This is a genomic window from Pseudoalteromonas sp. OOF1S-7 (genome assembly GCF_022347765.1).
In the GTDB taxonomy this organism is placed as follows: domain Bacteria; phylum Pseudomonadota; class Gammaproteobacteria; order Enterobacterales; family Alteromonadaceae; genus Pseudoalteromonas.
In genome coordinates, this window is record NZ_JAKRFZ010000007.1 from 79,110 (window position 1) to 96,798 (window position 17,689).

13 protein-coding genes are annotated in these 17,689 nt (G+C 53.8%); 8 read left to right on the top strand and 5 right to left on the bottom strand.

The annotated features are described in order from the left end of the window. Positions 1-22: 22 nt before the first annotated feature. Genes MHN33_RS12005 through argC form a run of 4 tightly spaced genes read right to left on the bottom strand, consistent with a single transcriptional unit; the run spans position 23 to position 3,994 of the window. Positions 23-1,237: an argininosuccinate synthase gene (locus MHN33_RS12005; protein ID WP_125778660.1), complete on the bottom strand. Its 1,215-nt coding sequence runs from the start codon at positions 1,235-1,237 to the stop codon at positions 23-25. A gap of 31 nt (positions 1,238-1,268) precedes the next feature. Beyond that, complete coding sequence (locus tag MHN33_RS12010) at positions 1,269-2,189, bottom strand: ornithine carbamoyltransferase (RefSeq protein WP_239398222.1); 921 nt, start codon at positions 2,187-2,189, stop codon at positions 1,269-1,271. A gap of 8 nt (positions 2,190-2,197) precedes the next feature. Then, complete coding sequence (argB, locus tag MHN33_RS12015) at positions 2,198-2,980, bottom strand: acetylglutamate kinase (RefSeq protein ID WP_239398223.1); 783 nt, start codon at positions 2,978-2,980, stop codon at positions 2,198-2,200. Positions 2,981-2,983: 3 nt separating this feature from the next. Next, the gene (argC, locus tag MHN33_RS12020) at positions 2,984-3,994 is read right to left on the bottom strand and encodes an N-acetyl-gamma-glutamyl-phosphate reductase (RefSeq protein ID WP_239398224.1); all 1,011 of its coding nucleotides are present in this window, start codon (positions 3,992-3,994) and stop codon (positions 2,984-2,986) included. A 174-nt stretch (positions 3,995-4,168) separates the two neighbouring features. On the opposite strand from argC, the gene argE reads away from it, so the two are divergent. The 7 genes from argE (at position 4,169) to MHN33_RS12055 (ending at position 13,804) form a co-directional block, all read left to right on the top strand. Continuing rightward, entirely contained in the window at positions 4,169-5,332 is a 1,164-nt protein-coding gene (gene argE, locus MHN33_RS12025; protein WP_239398225.1) for an acetylornithine deacetylase, read from the top strand. Between the two features lie 392 nt (positions 5,333-5,724). Beyond that, positions 5,725-6,213, top strand: a complete 489-nt coding sequence (locus MHN33_RS12030) for a hypothetical protein (RefSeq protein WP_239398226.1) — start codon at positions 5,725-5,727, stop codon at positions 6,211-6,213. A 9-nt stretch (positions 6,214-6,222) separates the two neighbouring features. After that, positions 6,223-8,058, top strand: a complete 1,836-nt coding sequence (locus tag MHN33_RS12035; RefSeq protein WP_239398227.1) for a GMC family oxidoreductase — start codon at positions 6,223-6,225, stop codon at positions 8,056-8,058. Positions 8,059-8,071: 13 nt separating this feature from the next. After that, positions 8,072-9,160 carry a ferritin-like protein gene (locus MHN33_RS12040; RefSeq protein ID WP_239398228.1) on the top strand — a complete coding sequence of 363 codons (1,089 nt, stop codon included), beginning with the start codon at positions 8,072-8,074 and terminating at the stop codon, positions 9,158-9,160. Position 9,161: 1 nt separating this feature from the next. After that, positions 9,162-11,141 carry an alkaline phosphatase family protein gene (locus MHN33_RS12045; protein ID WP_239398229.1) on the top strand — a complete coding sequence of 660 codons (1,980 nt, stop codon included), beginning with the start codon at positions 9,162-9,164 and terminating at the stop codon, positions 11,139-11,141. 5 nt (positions 11,142-11,146) lie between these two features. Then, the gene (locus MHN33_RS12050) at positions 11,147-12,700 is read left to right on the top strand and encodes an alkaline phosphatase family protein (protein ID WP_239398230.1); all 1,554 of its coding nucleotides are present in this window, start codon (positions 11,147-11,149) and stop codon (positions 12,698-12,700) included. Positions 12,701-12,826: 126 nt separating this feature from the next. After that, positions 12,827-13,804, top strand: coding sequence for a heme-binding protein (locus MHN33_RS12055; protein WP_239398231.1), 978 nt, complete (start codon positions 12,827-12,829; stop codon positions 13,802-13,804). Between the two features lie 58 nt (positions 13,805-13,862). Here the strand turns inward: MHN33_RS12055 and MHN33_RS12060 are convergent, their stop codons facing one another. After that, on the bottom strand, positions 13,863-16,289 hold the full coding sequence (locus tag MHN33_RS12060; protein ID WP_239398232.1) for a zinc-dependent metalloprotease: 2,427 nt from the start codon (positions 16,287-16,289) through the stop codon (positions 13,863-13,865). A gap of 159 nt (positions 16,290-16,448) precedes the next feature. Between MHN33_RS12060 and MHN33_RS12065 the strand changes: the two genes are divergently transcribed. Continuing rightward, on the top strand, positions 16,449-17,417 hold the full coding sequence (locus MHN33_RS12065) for a class 1 fructose-bisphosphatase (RefSeq protein ID WP_239398233.1): 969 nt from the start codon (positions 16,449-16,451) through the stop codon (positions 17,415-17,417). Positions 17,418-17,689: the final 272 nt, after the last annotated feature.

Here is a 17,689-nt window from a genome sequence, read left to right on the forward strand (position 1 = left end):
TACTTTACTCCTCTGATCACCGTTATTTAACCGACTTTTGCTTGTTCAATGCCGCAATACGACTGGACAAAGAGAACAGGCGGATAAAGCCTTCGGCATGAGACTGATCGTACACATCGTCCTCACCGAACGTCGCAAACGCTTCGCTATATAAGCTGTTCACCGAGCGCTTTTGTACCGCACTGACCTGACCTTTATACAGTTTCAGCACCACCTCACCGCTGGCCACCTGCGCCAGTGACTGGGCGGCCGCCAGCAAAGAATCTTTTAACGGGGTGAACCAGCGTCCGTCGTACACCAGGTGCGCAAACTCATTGGCCACGGTTTCTTTCCATTTACGGCTGGCCTTGTCCAGTACCAGCTCATCAATGGCCTGAAGTGCTGCCACCATCACAGTGCCCCCCGGGGTTTCGTAACAGCCGCGCGACTTCATACCCACCAAACGGTTTTCAACGATATCAATGCGGCCCACACCATGTTTAGCGGCAATTTCATTGAGCGTCAGCAGGCAGTGATAAGGACTGAGGTTTTGACCATTCACTGCCACCACCTGACCGGCCTCAATCTGTACACTGACCAGTTCGGCTTCATCGGGCGCCTGCTCAGGTGAAACCGTCCAGGTCCAGACCTGCTCGCTGGGCTGATTCCAGGGATCTTCCAGCTCGCCGCCTTCGTGAGAAATATGCCACGCATTGGCATCACGGCTGTAGATTTTGGTAGCAGAGGCGGCGCAAGGAATGTTGCGCTCGGCCAGATAATCCAGCAAGGATTCCCGGCTCGACAGCGACCACTCCCGCCATGGCGCGATGACCTCAAGGTCCGGCGCCAGCGCGGCAAAGCAAGATTCGAAACGCACCTGATCATTTCCTTTGCCGGTACAGCCATGGGATAGCGCATCCGCGCCTACTTTGCGCGCTATCTCAACCTGCGCTTTGGCGATAATTGGCCGCGCCATGGAAGTCCCCAACAGATAAGTGCCTTCGTAGATCGCGCCACTTTGCAAGGTTGGATAAATGTAATCACTCACCAGCTCGGCCTTTAAATCGACGATATGACATTCGCTGGCACCTGACGCCAGGGCTTTTTCTTCGACGCCCTGAAGCTCTTCTTCACCCTGACCGACATCGGCAACAAAGGCGACCACTTCACAGCCGTAATTTTCTTTTAACCAGGGCACAATGGCCGACGTATCCAGACCACCTGAGTATGCCAGAACAACTTTTTTAATCTTTTTCATGATGTTTACCTTAATACTTAATTCTATTGGCTCAGACGATTTGTTTATTCATAAGCGCCAGTAACAGGGCGTTTTGCGCATGCATACGGTTTTCTGCCTGTTGCAGGATCCGCGCTTTAGGGCCGTCCATCACCTCTGAGGTGATCTCATAGCCCCGGTGCGCAGGCTGGCAATGCAGCACGGTGCTGGCCCCGGTTTGTTCGAGTAATGCCTGATTGAGCTGATAGGGCATAAAGGTGGTTTTTGCCTGCTCCAGTGACGTGTCGCTGCCCATTGAGACCCAGGTATCTGTGTACAGGGCGTTGGCACCGGCCGCGGCTTCAATGCGGTCGCTGATCAGCACAGATGCCCCATTAACCGCCGCGATTTGCTCCGCCTGCTTAACGATCTGTGCATCGGGCGAATGGCCTTTCGGGCACACAGCCACAAAGTCGGCCCCCAGTGTTGCCGCCAGCAGCAATAAAGACTGACAGACATTGTTGCCCTCACCCAGATAAGCCAGTTTGATCTGGCTGACGTCGCCAAACACCTCCTGCAGGGTCAGAAAATCGGCCAATGCCTGACAGGGGTGATAGAGATCGCACAAGCTGTTCACCACCGGAATTGATGAGTGCTCAGCCAGCACCTCCAGGGTGTGGTGAGAAGAAACCCGCGCCACCAACGCATCGGCCCAGGTGGCAATATTGAGCGCAAAGTCCTGTACAGATTCACGACTGCCCATGGCACCGTTTTGCTGGTCCAGATAGACCGCATGACCGCCCAGCTTGTTAATGCCAATATCAAACGACAAACGGGTTCTGAGGCTGGGTTTTTCGAATAGCGTGACCACAGATTTTCCCGCCAGTGCGTGGGCAAATTCCTGCGGCTGTTGTTTCATATCGCTTGCAAGGGCAAGCAGTTTAAGTGCCTGGCTTTTATTAAATTCCAGACCAGTAATAAAATGACTCGACATAAAGCTTCCTAAGGTAAAATTTGGGTTCCGACATGTTGCCCCTCTAGCAGGGCAAGCAGGTTAGCTGGCTTTTGCCAGCTCGAGATATACACCCCGCGTCGTAAATGTCGGGCAGCGTGAAGACTGGTCTTAACTTTGACCTCCATCCCGCCCACAATCACCTTTTGTGCTATCAGTTGTTCTATCTGGGCGCTATCTAATTGCGCCAGCGGCTGACCTGCGCCATCTAATACCGCCTCTACATCGGTCATAAAAATCAGTTCAGCGCCCAGCTGATGTGCCAGCGCTGCGGCCGCTTCGTCGGCATTGACGTTAAACAGTGCGCCATCTGCGCTTATGCCAATCGAGCTCACCAATGGGGTTCGTCCGTCTGCCAGCAGCCCGGGTAGCAAACTGTCGCCCTGCGGCTCACAGGTGCCAACCTGCCCCAGGGCCTTGAGTTTTTGCCTGGTCATCAGGCCCGCTTCATACAAACTGAGCCCAACCGGTCTTAACCCCGCCGTGATAGCCTGGGCCATTAATTGCTTGTTGGCACACCCGGCCAGTGCGCCCACAATATAAGGCATTTGCGCTTTAGGGCTGATCCGCAACCCCTGGTGTTTAGCAGTGGCAAACCCGGCGTCATTAAGCCAGCTATCCACGAGCGCGCCTCCGCCATGTACCACCACAAAACCTTGTGTATGGCCTTGTTGTGCACGCGCATTCAGTGCACTGAATAAGTCATGGGCGGCCTGCTCTGAATTAAGCACCGCACCACCAAGTTTGATCACCCAGATTTTTTTATCTGTCATGGTTTACCCCACTAACCCTTGCTCATGGGGATACCGACTGGCCAGATTCATGCACTGCAGCGCCTGCCCTGCCGCCCCTTTGAGTAAATTGTCTATCGCCACTGTGACAATCAGTTGCTGCCCCTGTTGCTGCCAGCCAATATCGACAAAGGCACGGTTTGCCACTCCTTTTATTGACGGCATGCTGGCCCCTTTGAGGCGGATCAGCGGTTCGTCTGCCAGCACCTGATAGGCCTCTGCAACCTGGTGCTCAGAGACATCCGGTTTGAGTGAGACATAAATGGTTTCCAGAATTCCCCGCGGGAAATTACCCAGATGTGGCGTAAACAGCACAGGGTGCGCGAGGTAGCGTTCAATTTCCGGGGTATGACGATGATTAAACAGCCCATAAGGCGCCAGAGACACTTCGCAAAAGTGGGTGTTCAGGCTGGCTTTGCGGCCCGCACCGGTGACACCCGACACGGCATTGATAATAATGGTGCTGTCACTAAGTAAGTCGGCCTGTTTTAGCGGCTTAAGCGCATTTAGCGCAGCGGTTGGATAGCACCCGGGCACCGCCACCAGCTGAGCTTCGCTCAGGGAATCGCCGTACCACTCGACCAAGCCATACTGCGCCTTATCGAGCCACTGCGAGTAAGGGTGGCTAAAGCCATAGTATTGTTCGTAATCTGCGCTGTTTTTAAGCCGGTAGGCCCCGGACAAGTCGAAAACTTTTTTGCCCATGTTCAGAAAGGTTTGGGCCAGCTCTACGCTTACCTTATGGTCGGTACAAAGGCAGACATAGTCGACATCGCTGTCGGCTATGTCTGCAAACGCCTCATTCGTCAAAGGAAGCAGGGAGACATCAAGTAAACCTGTATGTTCAGGATATAACTCGCTCAGACACTTCCCTTTATCCAGGCTGTGCGCTGACACATAACAGCCACTGAGATTCAAACCCGGGTGACGGGCCACTAAGCTGGCCAGCTCTGCGCCGCTATATCCGCTGGCGCCAACAATTGCTACGTTAAACATCGATAACTCTTTAAACTAAAGTGAACACAAAGACCTTATATTTGCTATTGATGAGCTTATCGTCGCATTGTTGCACCCTCTATATTTATGCTAAAAAAATGAATTGATATTCACCTTACATACATATAGATTTTTATGCAACAGGTTTGAATAAATATTTTTAGGATAAACGTCATGACTCTACCCGACTTTAAAACCATGTACCGCGAACTGATAGCGCGCCCTTCTGTCAGCGCACTCGATGCCAGTCTCAATCAAAGCAACCGGGCGGTCATTGAACTGCTTGCACAGTGGTGTGAGCAGCTGGGCTTTAGTACCGAAATCACCGAACTGCATGCCGCGCCGGGCAAGTTCAACTTACTCGCCAGACGGTGCCCACCGGGCATGGCAGAGCACAGCGGTGGCCTGATGCTGGCCGGACACACAGACACCGTGCCCTTTGATGACAGCCGCTGGAACTTTGACCCCTTTACCCTCAGCGAACAAGACAACCGCTTATATGGCTTGGGAAGTATTGATATGAAAGGTTTTTTTGCCTTTGTATTGAAAGCACTGGAGGAGCTGGAAGACCTTAAACAGAGCGCCCCAATCATGATCCTGGCCACCGCAGATGAAGAGATAACCATGGCCGGTGCACAGGAAATTGCACGCCACAGTAACCTCAAGCCAGAGCGCTGTATCATAGGTGAGCCCACCGATATGGTGCCGGTTTACACCCACAAAGGGCATATGTCTTCGGCGATTCGGATAACAGGGCGCTCCGGGCACAGCTCCGATCCGGACCGCGGCCTAAATGCCATCGAGATCATGCAGCAGGTGATTACTAATCTGTTACAGTTAAAAGAAGATTTAAAGAATAAATATTCACTTGAGGATTTTGCAATTCCGTACCCGACCTTGAATTTAGGTCATATTCACGGCGGTGATAACGCCAACCGAATTTGTGGCTGCTGTGAGTTGCATATTGATCTGCGCCCCCTGCCTGGGCTCAGCATTGCTGAGCTACAAGCCTTGTTGCTGCAGGCCGTTGCCCCGATCAATGCGCGTTATCCCGACAGCGTGTCGGTGCTTGACTTGCATGACCCCATTCCCGATTTTCATGGCACCCGGGATTGCGCACTGGTGACGCTGGCTGAAAAAATTTCAGGTCAAAAAGCCGTGGCCGTAAATTATTGTACAGAGGCACCCTTTTTACAGCAGCTCGGTTGCGAGACCATCGTAATGGGACCCGGCTCAATTGCCCAGGCACACCAGCCCGATGAATATTTGGCGATGGAAAAGATCAAACCCAGTCAGCAGATCCTGACGGAGCTGATCAAGCAACAGTGCTTTGTATAAGTTACCCGCGCCTGATGTAATTGCGTGTAATTTGCACAAATCGCAACCAGCCGCTATACCTGAACAGATGTAATACATGATCGGTGAAAGTCAGCCTGAGCGCGCCCCGTCAAGCGCGTTTTAGCTCGCTTTTATCGTGATTGATGTGCCCAACAGGCACATCAGGGCCGTTCGGGCCATCGATTGTCAGCATGGATGCCGCAGTATCGCTCTACTGACAAGGAAGGGGCAAAAAATGTGCGAACCACTTTCTCATATCTGTTGTCATGGTATCCGCAGTACCATGCGCCGTTACTTGCCCGGAAAACAACCGACTATCCACCTTGTTTCTCGCCTTCCGCTGATGTGTGCCGCTCGAAAATTTTTCTCATCACTTTATCAGGGGCAAACTTATGTACAGACTGACCGATTTTTATCGCCTCAGTGCCACACTGACCGGCTACGACGAGGTCGAGTTGCAGGGCACGGGCGTAGGTCCTACTTACTGCAAGACACTCAGCCAATGGGTTCGTCAGGACGTGATACAGGAGCTCTATCACCGGGCTGAGGAGATTGGTTCGCTCGAATGTGAATCTAATCAGGCACAATTTTACGACCGTATCTGGAACTGCGCCAAACTTGGACCGGTTGCCAGAAACATCACCAAGATGTGGTACCTCTCTATCTGGTATCAACTGCCTGCCGACTGGAATGCCCTGTATGGGGTTGACGATTTCAGCGCTGACAAAAAGCCCGTTGAAGACTATGTCATTTCCAGCAATGCCTATATTCAGGGCCTGGTGTGGAATGCCCTGGGCAGTCACCCTATGGGGGCCAAACAACCCGGCTATGGCACCTGGGCCTTGCCCGGCCAGTCAGCCAAACCTCTCAACCTGGATTAGGAAATCAACATGACACATCATGATAAAGAGTACGACGTGGTCATCGTCGGGGCCGGCATTGCAGGCGCCATTATGGCCAAGCAGCTGGGTGAGCAAGGCAAAAAAGTGCTGATCCTGGAAGCTGGCACGGGGACTGACGGGCGTTTTTTCGATCAGGGCAAAGAAAAAGGCTATGAATCTTATATGCAGCGTTTTTTCACTGCCATGGCCAAGATCCCCAACGCCCCCTACCCCAACAACCCCAACGCCCCGCAACCTTTGGTGACAGACATTCAAAAACCACCGCTTGATAAGCCCGTCAGTGATCATGGATATTTTGTCCAGTATGGTCCGGACCCGTTTGCCAGTACCTACACCCGCAGTGAAGGCGGCACCACTTTGCACTGGCTGGGCACCTGCCTGCGCATGCTGCCCGAAGACTTTGAGCTGAAAACGCGCTTTGGCCGTGGCCGTGACTGGCCAATCAGCTATCAGGAATTACAGCCCTGGTACGAAATAGCGGAACAACATATTGGGGTCTCGGCCAATGCCGATGTGCAGACCTATCAGCAGATTGATAACCCCAGCGTACAACTGCCGTTTGAAGCAACTTACGATTACCCGATGGAGCAAATTCCGCAGAGCTTTTTAGATCAGTATCTGGCCAAAGGACTTCAGGGCATGCAAGTTGAAATTGACAACCAGCCCTACCCCATTGATGTGGTGGCAACCCCACAAGGGCGCAACGGCATGCCGCGGGGTGATTATCGCCCTGTGGGGGCAGTGGGTAACCCGGATCTGGGTCAGCGCTGCGCGGGCAACTCTAACTGTGTGCCAATCTGTCCTATTCAGGCCAAGTACTCAGCCCTGAAAACGCTGGAGCAAGCCAAAAACACCGGCAATGTAACCATAGAAACCCAGGCGGTCGCCTACAACCTGGAGGTGGACCACAAAACACAGCACATCTCCAAGGTCCATTACAAACGCTATCACTCTACTAAATCCGCGGCTTATGACGATAAAGCGGTCAAAGGCAAAGTGGTGGTGCTGGCCGCCCACGCCGTCGAAAATGCCAAGCTATTGCTGGCCTCCGATGTGGCGAATTCCAGCGATCAGGTCGGTCGCAACCTGATGGACCACCCAACTATGCTGACCTGGGGCCTGATGCCCTGCAAAATCGGCGCATTCCGGGGCCCGGGCTCAACGTCCGGGATCCCCTCACTACGCGGCGGGGCATTTCGTGCCGAACAAGCCGCTTTTCGTATTGAGATAGGTAACTGGGGCTGGAGCTGGCCAGAAGGCGCGCCGATTGCCACTGTGCCTGAGCTCATCGATGAGCAAAACTTATTTGGCCCGGCCCTGCGTCACAAAATCGCCGAAGAGTACCCGCGCATGTTCCGCTTTGGCTTTTTGGTAGAGCAACTCCCCGACCCCGATAATCGCGTCACTATAGACGATCAATACCGGGACCAGCTGGGCAACTACCGACCGGTGATCCATTACAAGGTCACCGACTACACCCGTGCCGGTATGGCACAGGCCAAAGAAGTCTCAGATGCCATTTTCCAGCGCCTTGGCGTCGAACCTTTTACCAAATATAAAACCAGCGATCCGGGCTATGTGCAGTATCAGGGCAAAGGGTATGTCTACAACGGTGCCGGGCACCTGGTTGGCACGCATCTGATGGGCGACGATCCGAACACCTCAGTGGTAAACCGCGAACAACGCAGCTGGGATCACCCCAATCTCTACCTGGTTGGCTGCGGCAATATGCCCACCATTGCGACCAGTAATCCGACTTTAACCATGGCAGCACTGACCTTCTGGGCCGCTGACAACGTGTTAAACGCACTCGACCAGTATTAATGAGGGATCTGCCATGTATCATAAACTGCAAAAACGTCCGATAGAAACGCTCGAACAGCTGCACTACGACCTGCAACTGGCCATTGAACTGGAATTCTCCACCTTGCCAGTCTACCTCACCGCCTTGTATTCCATTGAGGAAGGGACCAACCAGTGTGCCTATACAGTGATCCGCTCGGTTGTGATGGAGGAGATGTTCCATCTGACCAATGCTGCGAACCTGCTGATCGCCACCGGAGGCAGTCCGGCCATTAACAGTCCGGAGTTTCTACCTACCTTTCCGACTAAGCTACCTGACGGAGAAACCTGGTTTGAGGCAGATCTGCAAAAGTTCAGCCCTGAGGCACTGCAAAATTTCCTCAACATTGAAATGCCCGCCGCGTTGGCAAAAGAGGGGGATATCACCATAGGCGAATTCTATGCCGGTATTGAAAACGGCTTGCAGACGCTGCACGAACGCTACGGTCCGGAGCTGTTCCCCGCCGACTGCCACGACAAGCAAATCGCGCATAAGTATTACTATGGCGGCGGCGGAGAGATCACCCCAGTGACGGACCTGGCCTCCGCCAACTTTGCCCTCAATGCCATCATAGCGCAGGGCGAAGGGGTACCAGATGAATGTTGGGATCCGGATCAGCCCTTTCCGCTGGGTGACACCACGGGCATAGGCAGCGGCGACCACCAGTTATTTATGCAACCCAGAGAGTTGTCCCATTACTACCGCTTTAATGAACTGCTGCTGGGGTATCGCTATGTCCAGGGCGACACCCCCAACTCAGGGCCGACCGGTCCGGCTATTCCGATTGATTATCATCAGGTTTATAACGTGGTGAAAAACCCACAACCAGAACACTATCAGCCTTACCCAGCCATTGCCCGGCTCGACGCTGAGTTTAATCTGACCCTGAGCCTGCTGCTGGACCAGCTTCACCTGGCCTTTAATGGCCAGCCAGACTTACTGGTTGCCGCCGTTGGTACTATGTTCGGGCTCAAGGAAAAAGCCCAAAGCATGATGCGGGTGCCACTGCCCGATCACAGCGGGCGACATGCCACACCCACCTGGCGCTATATTGCCGCCAAAGACCGCCCGGGAGGATGCTGATATGGCCACAAGACGCTTCGATCATATTATTGTGATCATGTTTGAAAACCAGTATCGCGGCTACGTGATGAATAATCCGTACATGCGCAACCTGGCCGCACGGGGCATTGAGCTGACCAATAGTTTTGGCGTGATGCACCCGTCGCAGACCAACTATATTGCATCTCTGGCAGGTGAGCTGTGCAATGTGACCGACGATGAAGTACCGCCGCGTTTGCCCCAGCGCACCCTGGTTGACCTGATTGAAGACTCAGCTCAAAACCTGGACTGGCGCGCCTACATGGAAAGCTATGTAGCGGGCTGGACGCCCTGGAAAGCAACCAATTTCACGCCCGTAAACAGCTACCCCTATGTGCTCAAGCACGACCCTTTTTCATCCTTTTCCCGCATTCTCGACAGCGAAACTCGCTGGCAAAAAATTGGTAACGAAACACAGTTTTATCAGGACCTGCTCAACGATACCCTGCCCGAGTTTGCCTGGTTTACCCCCAATATGTGGCACGACGGGCATTATTTGCTTGGCAGCAAAGACAATGACCTCAAGGGTGAGCGCGCACCGGTATTGGTGGATCAGCAGGCCGACTGGCTGAAGGCGTTTTTTGCAACGATTAACTTCCCCGGCCCAGACAGCAAGCTGCCCGATAATACGCTGGTGGTCGTCACCTATGACGAAGCCGATTTTGAATCAGATTACGACACCAGCCAGAAGTACAAGTATTACTACGACGGGCCCAATCAGATTTATACGGTATTACTGGGTGATACCCTGACGCCGTCGCAGCAGCATGAAGGTTACAATCATTATTCCTTGCTGCGCACCATAGAGGAAAATTTCTCGCTCGGCACGCTGGGTAAAAACGACGAGCATGCCAACTATTTCCGCTTTTTGTGGGATGAGACACTGCACTGGCAACCCGCAGCCTGTGTGCCCCACATTGAGCATGCCAGTGAGCTGCAAACCGCCAGCCTCGGTAAGTTGCTCTACCTGTTTTATATCCGGGATGACAGACCCGGCCACCTGTATTGCACCAGCTTTGATGGCCATGCCTGGTCTGAGCCCTTACTGATGCACGAAGACTGTAAAGATCAGCTGCAACTGAGCGCGCAGGACACTACCCTGGTGCTGGGCTATCGCGACCTGGACCTGCGAGTCACGTTGCAAACGCTGACGGCTAATCAGGGCTGGCAATCCCTGGCGGCGCCCAGCGATGACTGTGTATCGGCCCTTGCACTGACGGTGTTGCCGCAAAGTCACGAGCTGCTGTTGGTGTATCGCGACCAGCAAGGCACTATGCAGGCTCAGCGTTATGCCCGGCAACAGTGGCAAAGTCAGCCACAAACATTGGTGTGCAAGCCACAAGGGGCGTTTACGCTGGCCTCACTGGGCAGCAATACCTTGTTGATTTACCGTGAAGGCAGCACCAATGCACTGGCCTGCCTGAGCTACAACAGTGCCGAGTTTAATGTCACCGATGTCAGCAACAGCGCCTATGCTGGTCCTCAGGACAATGCCGTGAGCCATCAGTGGTCGGCTAACGGCTTTGGCATTGGCCATTTTTCTCAGGCACCGAGTAAACTCACGCCCGACGAGCCGGAGCCACAAGAGCACAGTTACCAAAGTGAGGGTCAGCTGGCCGCCGCCATATTCGATGGCGTATTGCATTTGTTCCACAATGCCCCTAACAGTCAGCAACTCCTGAGTGCCTGTTTCTCAATTCCCGGCGTGCTCACCAGTCAGCTGGCCGTGTCTTACGATCCGGGTAAAGCTGATACCACCAGCAATGGCTATGGCACCATGGCCGAGGCCGGCTGGAGTGAACAGCTGCCACTTAACAATGCCCACCGGGATCCCACCAGCCCGCTATGCGCCACGCGGTACCGCGATCAGCTTTGGTGCTTCTATCTGCACAGCCACGAGCAACAATTACGTGCTCATTGTGCCTCCTATAAATCAACAGCCCGTCACACAACCTGGGAATGACACTTATGCAATCAAGCGACAATCAACTCAATAAAATCGACCATTTTGTGGTGGTGATGCTGGAAAACCGCTCTTTCGACCATATGCTGGGATTTTTATACACAGACGAAGGTAACCGCTCACCTCTGGGCCATGCTTTTGAGGGCCTGACCGGCACAGAAACCAACCCGGATGAAAACGGCGATCTGATCAGCGTATTTAAGATCCCCGCTGATCAACACCCTTACTTCTGGCCCGGCACCGATCCGGGCGAAGGTTATTACAACACCAACAGTCAGTTATTTGGCGATCACCACACGCCGCCTGCAGGAACAGTCGCCAGCAATCAGGGCTTCGTGAAAGACTTTGCCTATACTCTGAGCTGGCAGCGCAAAGACAATGCGCAGAAACCAGGCAGCTGGCAGATTGTCGAGGGCACCAAAGCCGCCGACATCATGGGCATGTACACACCCGAACTGCTGCCCGTGCTCAGTGGCCTCGCCAAAGGCTATGCCGTGTGCGATCACTGGTACTGCTCGGTGCCCACCGAGACACTGCCCAACCGGGCCTTTGTGCAAATGGCCACCAGCCTGGGGCGACTCAATGATCACGATAAGGTCTACAATGCCACCAGTATTTACAATCGCTTTGAAGACGCCGGGCTCAGTTGGGGGCTGTTTGGTTATGAGAATGATGCCATTCTGACCCGTCAGTCTCTGGCAGCCCTCCCCAAGTCGCCAGAGCATGGTCAGTTTGGCAATTTCCAGGATTTCACCCAGGCCGCCACCAGTGGCACTTTGCCACACTATAGTTTTTTAGCGCCGGAGTGGGGCTCGGATGGCAACAGCCAGCACCCCAATTACGATGTTGCAAAAGGCGAACAATATTTACAGGCCATTTATGAGGCACTACGCCAGTCACCCGGCTGGGACAAGACACTGCTGATCATCACATATGATGAACATGGGGGTTGCTATGATCATGTGCCGCCACCGGAAAACGCCGCGCAGCCCAAGGACTGCCCGGACAACGATGGCTTTAATTTCCAGCGCTTTGGCGTCCGGGTGCCTACCGTACTGGTCTCGCCGAGAATTCCCGCCGGCACGGTATTTAGGATCAGCGAACCTGACACAGATTTAAACGCCAATAGCCCAGCGCCCACAGCGCTGGATCACACCTCGATCCTTGCAACGCTGGAACAGCGCTTTGGTCTGTCCCCGTTAACGGATCGGGATGCGGCCGCACCGGATATTGGCAATGTATTGAGCCTGAGCACCCCACGCAGTGACGATCCGCTCGAAGGGATCAGCGCACCACACAGTGAAAGTCAGCCACCGCTGGAGGGCCAGACACAACACCAGCAGGGCAGCGACTGGCAACCGCAGGCCGATCATCTGCAAAAAGTCGAAGCAGAGCTGGTGGCCATGTTGCCGCTGGATGGCGATTACCACAACCGTGAGACACCGCACTTCAACAACCGCGAGGACGCCAAGCGCTACGCGCGCGAGCGCTATCATCGCTATTACAGCGAGTACAACGCCACACACTACGATCGGGATGACTATCACCGCAATAAATAATCCGGCATAACACCCAGACGAAGGCAGCCAGGGATCCCGTTGCCTTCGTGCAGTCACTGAAGGGATCAGCCTATGGCATGCGGGATAAGCCCCAAAGTGCCAGTAGCAATTAATGAGGACACCACCATGACTGATGTAACGCCCCCCGATCTTTCTCAGCCCCTGCTGATCGATCCGGCACAGGATAATCCACCCGCCCCGACCACTGAGCTTGGTCCGCTGCAATACCTGATAGGCACCTGGACTAATCAGCCACTGGGTAATTCTGGTATGGGTGGCACAGACAAACCGTTTTCGTACTGCCTGATGCCATTGCCCCAGGAAGCCAGCTATATTCTGAAAAACTTTGCCTATTATGAGGAGTTGACCTTTTCAGCCATTCATGGCACAGCACCCAACCGCGGTGGTTTAGGCACTCAGGTTGCCAATACCCTGTTTTATGAGCAGCGCGTGTACTTTGCCGATGGTCCGGCCAAAGATCAGCTGGTGCATGCCGAAAATGGCTCATTACTGTTTCTGAGCGATCAGAAGCAGCTGCTTGGCCCCTATGGCAATGGAGAAGAACCTGGCCTGGGTACCGAAACCGTGCCCAACAGTGTACCACCTACACAAACCTATAACTTTATCAAGCAAATGTCGGTGCCACATGGTAACTCGATCCTCGCCAGTGGCCATTTCCAGCCGGGCACGGGCGTGCCAACCATTCCGATGCTAAGCAAGAGCGATGTCTTGCCCATGGGTCTGCCTCATGATGTCAGCACCGATCAGTACAGCACCCAAAGTGTCGGTAACCTGAATCCGGACTTTACCCTGAACCCCAATCAGCCACTGACCAATGCGCTGGAAGTATCGCCGCCCAAGAAATTTATTTTGCTGGAAGTGGATACCGCCCACTCAGGTATTCCGGTCACCAACATTGGTTTTGAGCAACAACACGCCAACGTCAGCCGTTACGCCATCAGTTACTGGCTGGAATCACTCGATGGCAGTGACAACTTTACCCAATTGCAGTACTCGCAAAATATCACCATGGAGATCCCCATTCAGGGCCAGTCCGTCACCTTCCCGCATATCACCACCAACACCTTAGTCAAAAAAGTCTAAACTAAGCGGGCATAAAAAAACCGGACTATCATGTGTCCGGTTTTTCGCATACACGAGATTAGATGGGTGAGCCCGGCGGCATCGATAAAACTTTAAAGCCCTCGGGCCACTTCCCGCTTTTCAGATACTGTGCCACCTGCGCTGCCAGGTAGGTTTCGAACACATCCGCTTTACTGCTGCCACCAAACAAAGAATCGTCGCTGTACTGCTCCACCAGCTGGTTGAGGTAATAACGCAACTGCGCCTGCACTTCCGGTGCCAGCTTGTCGCTGCTGCTAAGCGTTGCCAGACGGAAAGCCGTTAAAAACTGCACCCGCTGCGCAAGCTTAGTCGCCATGCCCGGCTGTGCGTTGGGCTGGAACACATGCTGATAGAGGGTATTCAATATCTCGTCACTGCTCAGGTGCGCGCGATTGCGGGCCTGCTGCTGTGCCAGACGATTTAATCGCTCAGGGTTAAGCAACAAGCTCAGAGTATGCTGCGCCGCCACTTCCGGCAGCGCCATGGCATCCAGCGTCAGACCCGTGCGACCTTTCACGCTCTCCCGGGTCTTATACTCGCCATACGCTTTGGGCGGGATCAGTGCCAGGACCGACTCTGGGATCATCAGTTGCTCAGGCGATAAGGTCTCCAACAGGGCCGACAGTGCCGCCTGCTGCTTAACTTTACCAACTACCTGTGCCCCTTTTGGTGTCTGCTCGCCCCGCACTTCGTAGTCATAGTCTACGCCGCCAATCAGTTTCACCGCCGATTCCACCTGATAACGGTGGAACAAATACAGCGGCACCAGCTTTTCTTCCAGCTGAGATAAAGCTTCTCCGGTTTTGATGTTATTCAGGCCAAAGCGGGCCAGCGCCTTTTGACGAATATCCAGCACCCGGATCAGCTCCGCAGCCGGATCGCCACCGTTATCCCACAGGTGGGCAGTCGGGTGGGCGCCACCTTTCGGGCGGGCATCGGCATCCGAGATGAACTCCAGCCCCTTGCGCTTGTTCTCAGCAAGAATCTCGGCCAGTGCCTGGGCCTCATCTACCGCAGTGAAATCGCTGTAACCGTATTTGATCACTTGGGTATCCCATTCGCCCATGCCGCTAGCATAGCCTTTGCTGATATCCAGTTCGCCCTGATCGTTCATGCCCACCAGCGGGTGCGGATAATCCATCACTGAGGCGCGGTCTTTTACCGACGCCGAGAAGTTATGGGCAATCCCCAGCGTGTGGCCAATTTCGTGGGCACTGAGCTGACGAATACGGTCCAGCGCCATGGCATGCAGACGCTCCGTCACTTCATCGCCTTTAACAAATGGCGCGGCTAAGGCTTCGGCTATCAGAATATCCTGGCGCACCCGCAACGAGCCCAGCGTCACATGACCTTTGATGATCTCGCCGCTGCGCGGATCAATCACCGATGCACCATACGACCAGCCGCGGGTAGCACGGTGTACCCACTGGATCACATTGTAGCGAATATCCATAGGATCGGCGTTTTCCGGCAGCACTTTGACCTGGAAGGCATTTTTATAGCCGGCGGCCTCAAAGGCCTGATCCCACCAGCGCGCGCCATCCAGTAAAGCCGTTTTCACCGGCTCAGGTACACCCGGATCCAGATAATACACAATCGGCTCAACCGGCTCTGACACTTTTGCCGTCGGGTCCTTTTTATTTAAACGATGACGCGGGATATAGCGCACGTACATAGACTCGCTCAGCGGCGCCGAGTAATCTTTATGCTCTATGTTCCAGTAGCCCGACTGCGGATGAAATGCGCGGGGCTGATAGTTATCATCCGGCAGCTCTATCAGCGAATGGTGCTGGTGGACCGTCACTGCATAGGGGTTCGCCGTCGCCTGTTTTACATACTCACCGGGCTTGCTGCCCTTAAAAGTCAGCACCGCTTCCAGCTCGGTATTTTTCATAAAGGCTTTAGAGCGCGGCATGTAGGTCGCGCTGCGGCTGGCGTCCAGGCTGTAACTGCCCTGCTTGCGCGCCGCCAGCGTGCGAGATACGCCATGCACATCCGATAACAGGTAAGGTGTGTAGTCAATCAGTACGCTGTCGTCATCTTCGGCCACCACCTTAAAGCCGTTTAAAATGCTTGAGGCAAAGGCCTCTTTCACGCTTTGCTGCTCCGCCGGGTTATCGGCACTGGCACGAAAATAGGTATTCAGTGCGCGCAGCATCACCTTGTCACCAAAGCGCTCGAACTGCGCCAGATACGTGCTGCCCAGCTGACCACGGTCCAGACCAATGTCGTTAGAGCCGACGCCATACGGCAGGCTGTGCTGCAACAAAAACGGCTGTGAGAGCTTGTCGACATCCAGATAGATCTTACCGCTGGAGGGGTCGCTGTAGAACGCATAGAACCCGGGAAAATGGTTGAGTTTGTCAGTAAATTCATCAATAGACTTAATTGCGGCGTGCGCTTGGGGTATCATAGCCAATAGCAAAGCCGAGAACATGTGAGGAGCAAAGCGTGTTTTTCGCATTTTCTTATCTTTGTTGTTTGAGGTTAGATGACTGGTCCCCCTTTTGTATATTAAATCGTATACAAAATACAGTTATTTAGGACAAAATTCAGCGCTGTTTGTGGCCTGCGCTCTCACTTTATCAGGGCTGCAACATAACCGTTATCAGGACAAATATTTATGCGTAGACTTCCACCGGTGTTAATTGAAGACGGCTGTTCCCGTGAACTGGTTTCACTGATCCGAACCATTCTGGCTGCCTGTAAAGAAATCTCTTTCCGCGTCGGTCAGGGCGCGCTGTCAGGCGTGCTGGGCTCAACGCTGGATGAAAACATTCAGGGCGAAACTCAGAAGAAACTCGACGTACTGTCTAACCAACTACTTAAAGACATTCTGCTGGAGTCTGGCTATGTGAAAGCCATTGCCTCGGAAGAAGAGGAAGGCACGGTAGCAGGTAACCCGGATGCCAAATTTATTGTCGCATTCGACCCGCTGGATGGCTCATCGAATACCGATATCAACTCGCTGGTTGGCACCATCTTCTCTATCATGGAAGCACCAGAAGACGCCGATCCGGCCGATCCAGCTATCTTTATGCAGCCCGGTCACAAGCAAATTGCCGCAGGCTACGTGCTGTACGGACCGTGCACCACGCTGGCGCTGACCACAGGTAAAGGCACCCGCATCTTCACGCTGGATAAAACCCACGGCAGTTTCCTGCTGACTGAAGAATTTGCCAAAATCCCGGCCGACACCAAAGAGTTTGCCATCAACGCCTCAAACCAGCGTCACTGGCAACCGGCCATGCAAAACTATATCAACGACCTGCTGGCAGGTGACACCGGCCCGCGCGGTAAAAACTTCAACATGCGCTGGATTGCTGCCATGGTAGGTGATGTACACCGCGTGCTATGTCGCGGTGGCCTGTTTACTTACCCGGCCGACACCAAAAACCCGGAAAAGCCATACAAGCTGCGCCTGATGTACGAAGCCAACCCAATGGCGATGCTGGTAGAGCAAGCCGGCGGTCTGGCCCACACCGGCGAGCAACGTATTCTGGATATCGACCCTGAGCATATCCACCAGCGCGTGGCGGTGATCTTAGGCTCGAAAAACGAAGTCGAAGCGTGTCTTGGGTATCATAAGTAAGCTTTTCACTTAGTTGAGACTTTGAGCGCCATGGTGATTTCACCATGGCGTTTTTATCTCCCTGTCATTCATAGCGGCGACTACACCCGCTTTAGCATCGCCATGACGCCCGCCGCCGACATTAGCAGACGACCGCTAAAAAACCGATCCAAACCTCAAAGTTCATCATTTCCTTGCGCTCAATTGGGTAGCATCTGACCACACGAATCCCTTCCCCGTTTTCAGGCCAAACCTTTTGTACAACAAAAAGCCATGGCACGCGCAAACGGCCA

Excerpts from the sequence above, each read along its gene's own strand:
- MHN33_RS12005 (WP_125778660.1), bottom strand. The coding sequence starts at position 1,237 with ATGAAAAAGATTAAAAAAGTTGTTCTGGCATACTCAGGTGGTCTGGAT.
- MHN33_RS12010 (WP_239398222.1), bottom strand. The coding sequence starts at position 2,189 with ATGTCGAGTCATTTTATTACTGGTCTGGAATTTAATAAAAGCCAGGCA.
- argB (WP_239398223.1), bottom strand. The coding sequence starts at position 2,980 with ATGACAGATAAAAAAATCTGGGTGATCAAACTTGGTGGTGCGGTGCTT.
- argC (WP_239398224.1), bottom strand. The coding sequence starts at position 3,994 with ATGTTTAACGTAGCAATTGTTGGCGCCAGCGGATATAGCGGCGCAGAG.
- argE (WP_239398225.1), top strand. The coding sequence starts at position 4,169 with ATGACTCTACCCGACTTTAAAACCATGTACCGCGAACTGATAGCGCGC.
- MHN33_RS12030 (WP_239398226.1), top strand. The coding sequence starts at position 5,725 with ATGTACAGACTGACCGATTTTTATCGCCTCAGTGCCACACTGACCGGC.
- MHN33_RS12035 (WP_239398227.1), top strand. The coding sequence starts at position 6,223 with ATGACACATCATGATAAAGAGTACGACGTGGTCATCGTCGGGGCCGGC.
- MHN33_RS12040 (WP_239398228.1), top strand. The coding sequence starts at position 8,072 with ATGTATCATAAACTGCAAAAACGTCCGATAGAAACGCTCGAACAGCTG.
- MHN33_RS12045 (WP_239398229.1), top strand. The coding sequence starts at position 9,162 with ATGGCCACAAGACGCTTCGATCATATTATTGTGATCATGTTTGAAAAC.
- MHN33_RS12050 (WP_239398230.1), top strand. The coding sequence starts at position 11,147 with ATGCAATCAAGCGACAATCAACTCAATAAAATCGACCATTTTGTGGTG.
- MHN33_RS12055 (WP_239398231.1), top strand. The coding sequence starts at position 12,827 with ATGACTGATGTAACGCCCCCCGATCTTTCTCAGCCCCTGCTGATCGAT.
- MHN33_RS12060 (WP_239398232.1), bottom strand. The coding sequence starts at position 16,289 with ATGCGAAAAACACGCTTTGCTCCTCACATGTTCTCGGCTTTGCTATTG.
- MHN33_RS12065 (WP_239398233.1), top strand. The coding sequence starts at position 16,449 with ATGCGTAGACTTCCACCGGTGTTAATTGAAGACGGCTGTTCCCGTGAA.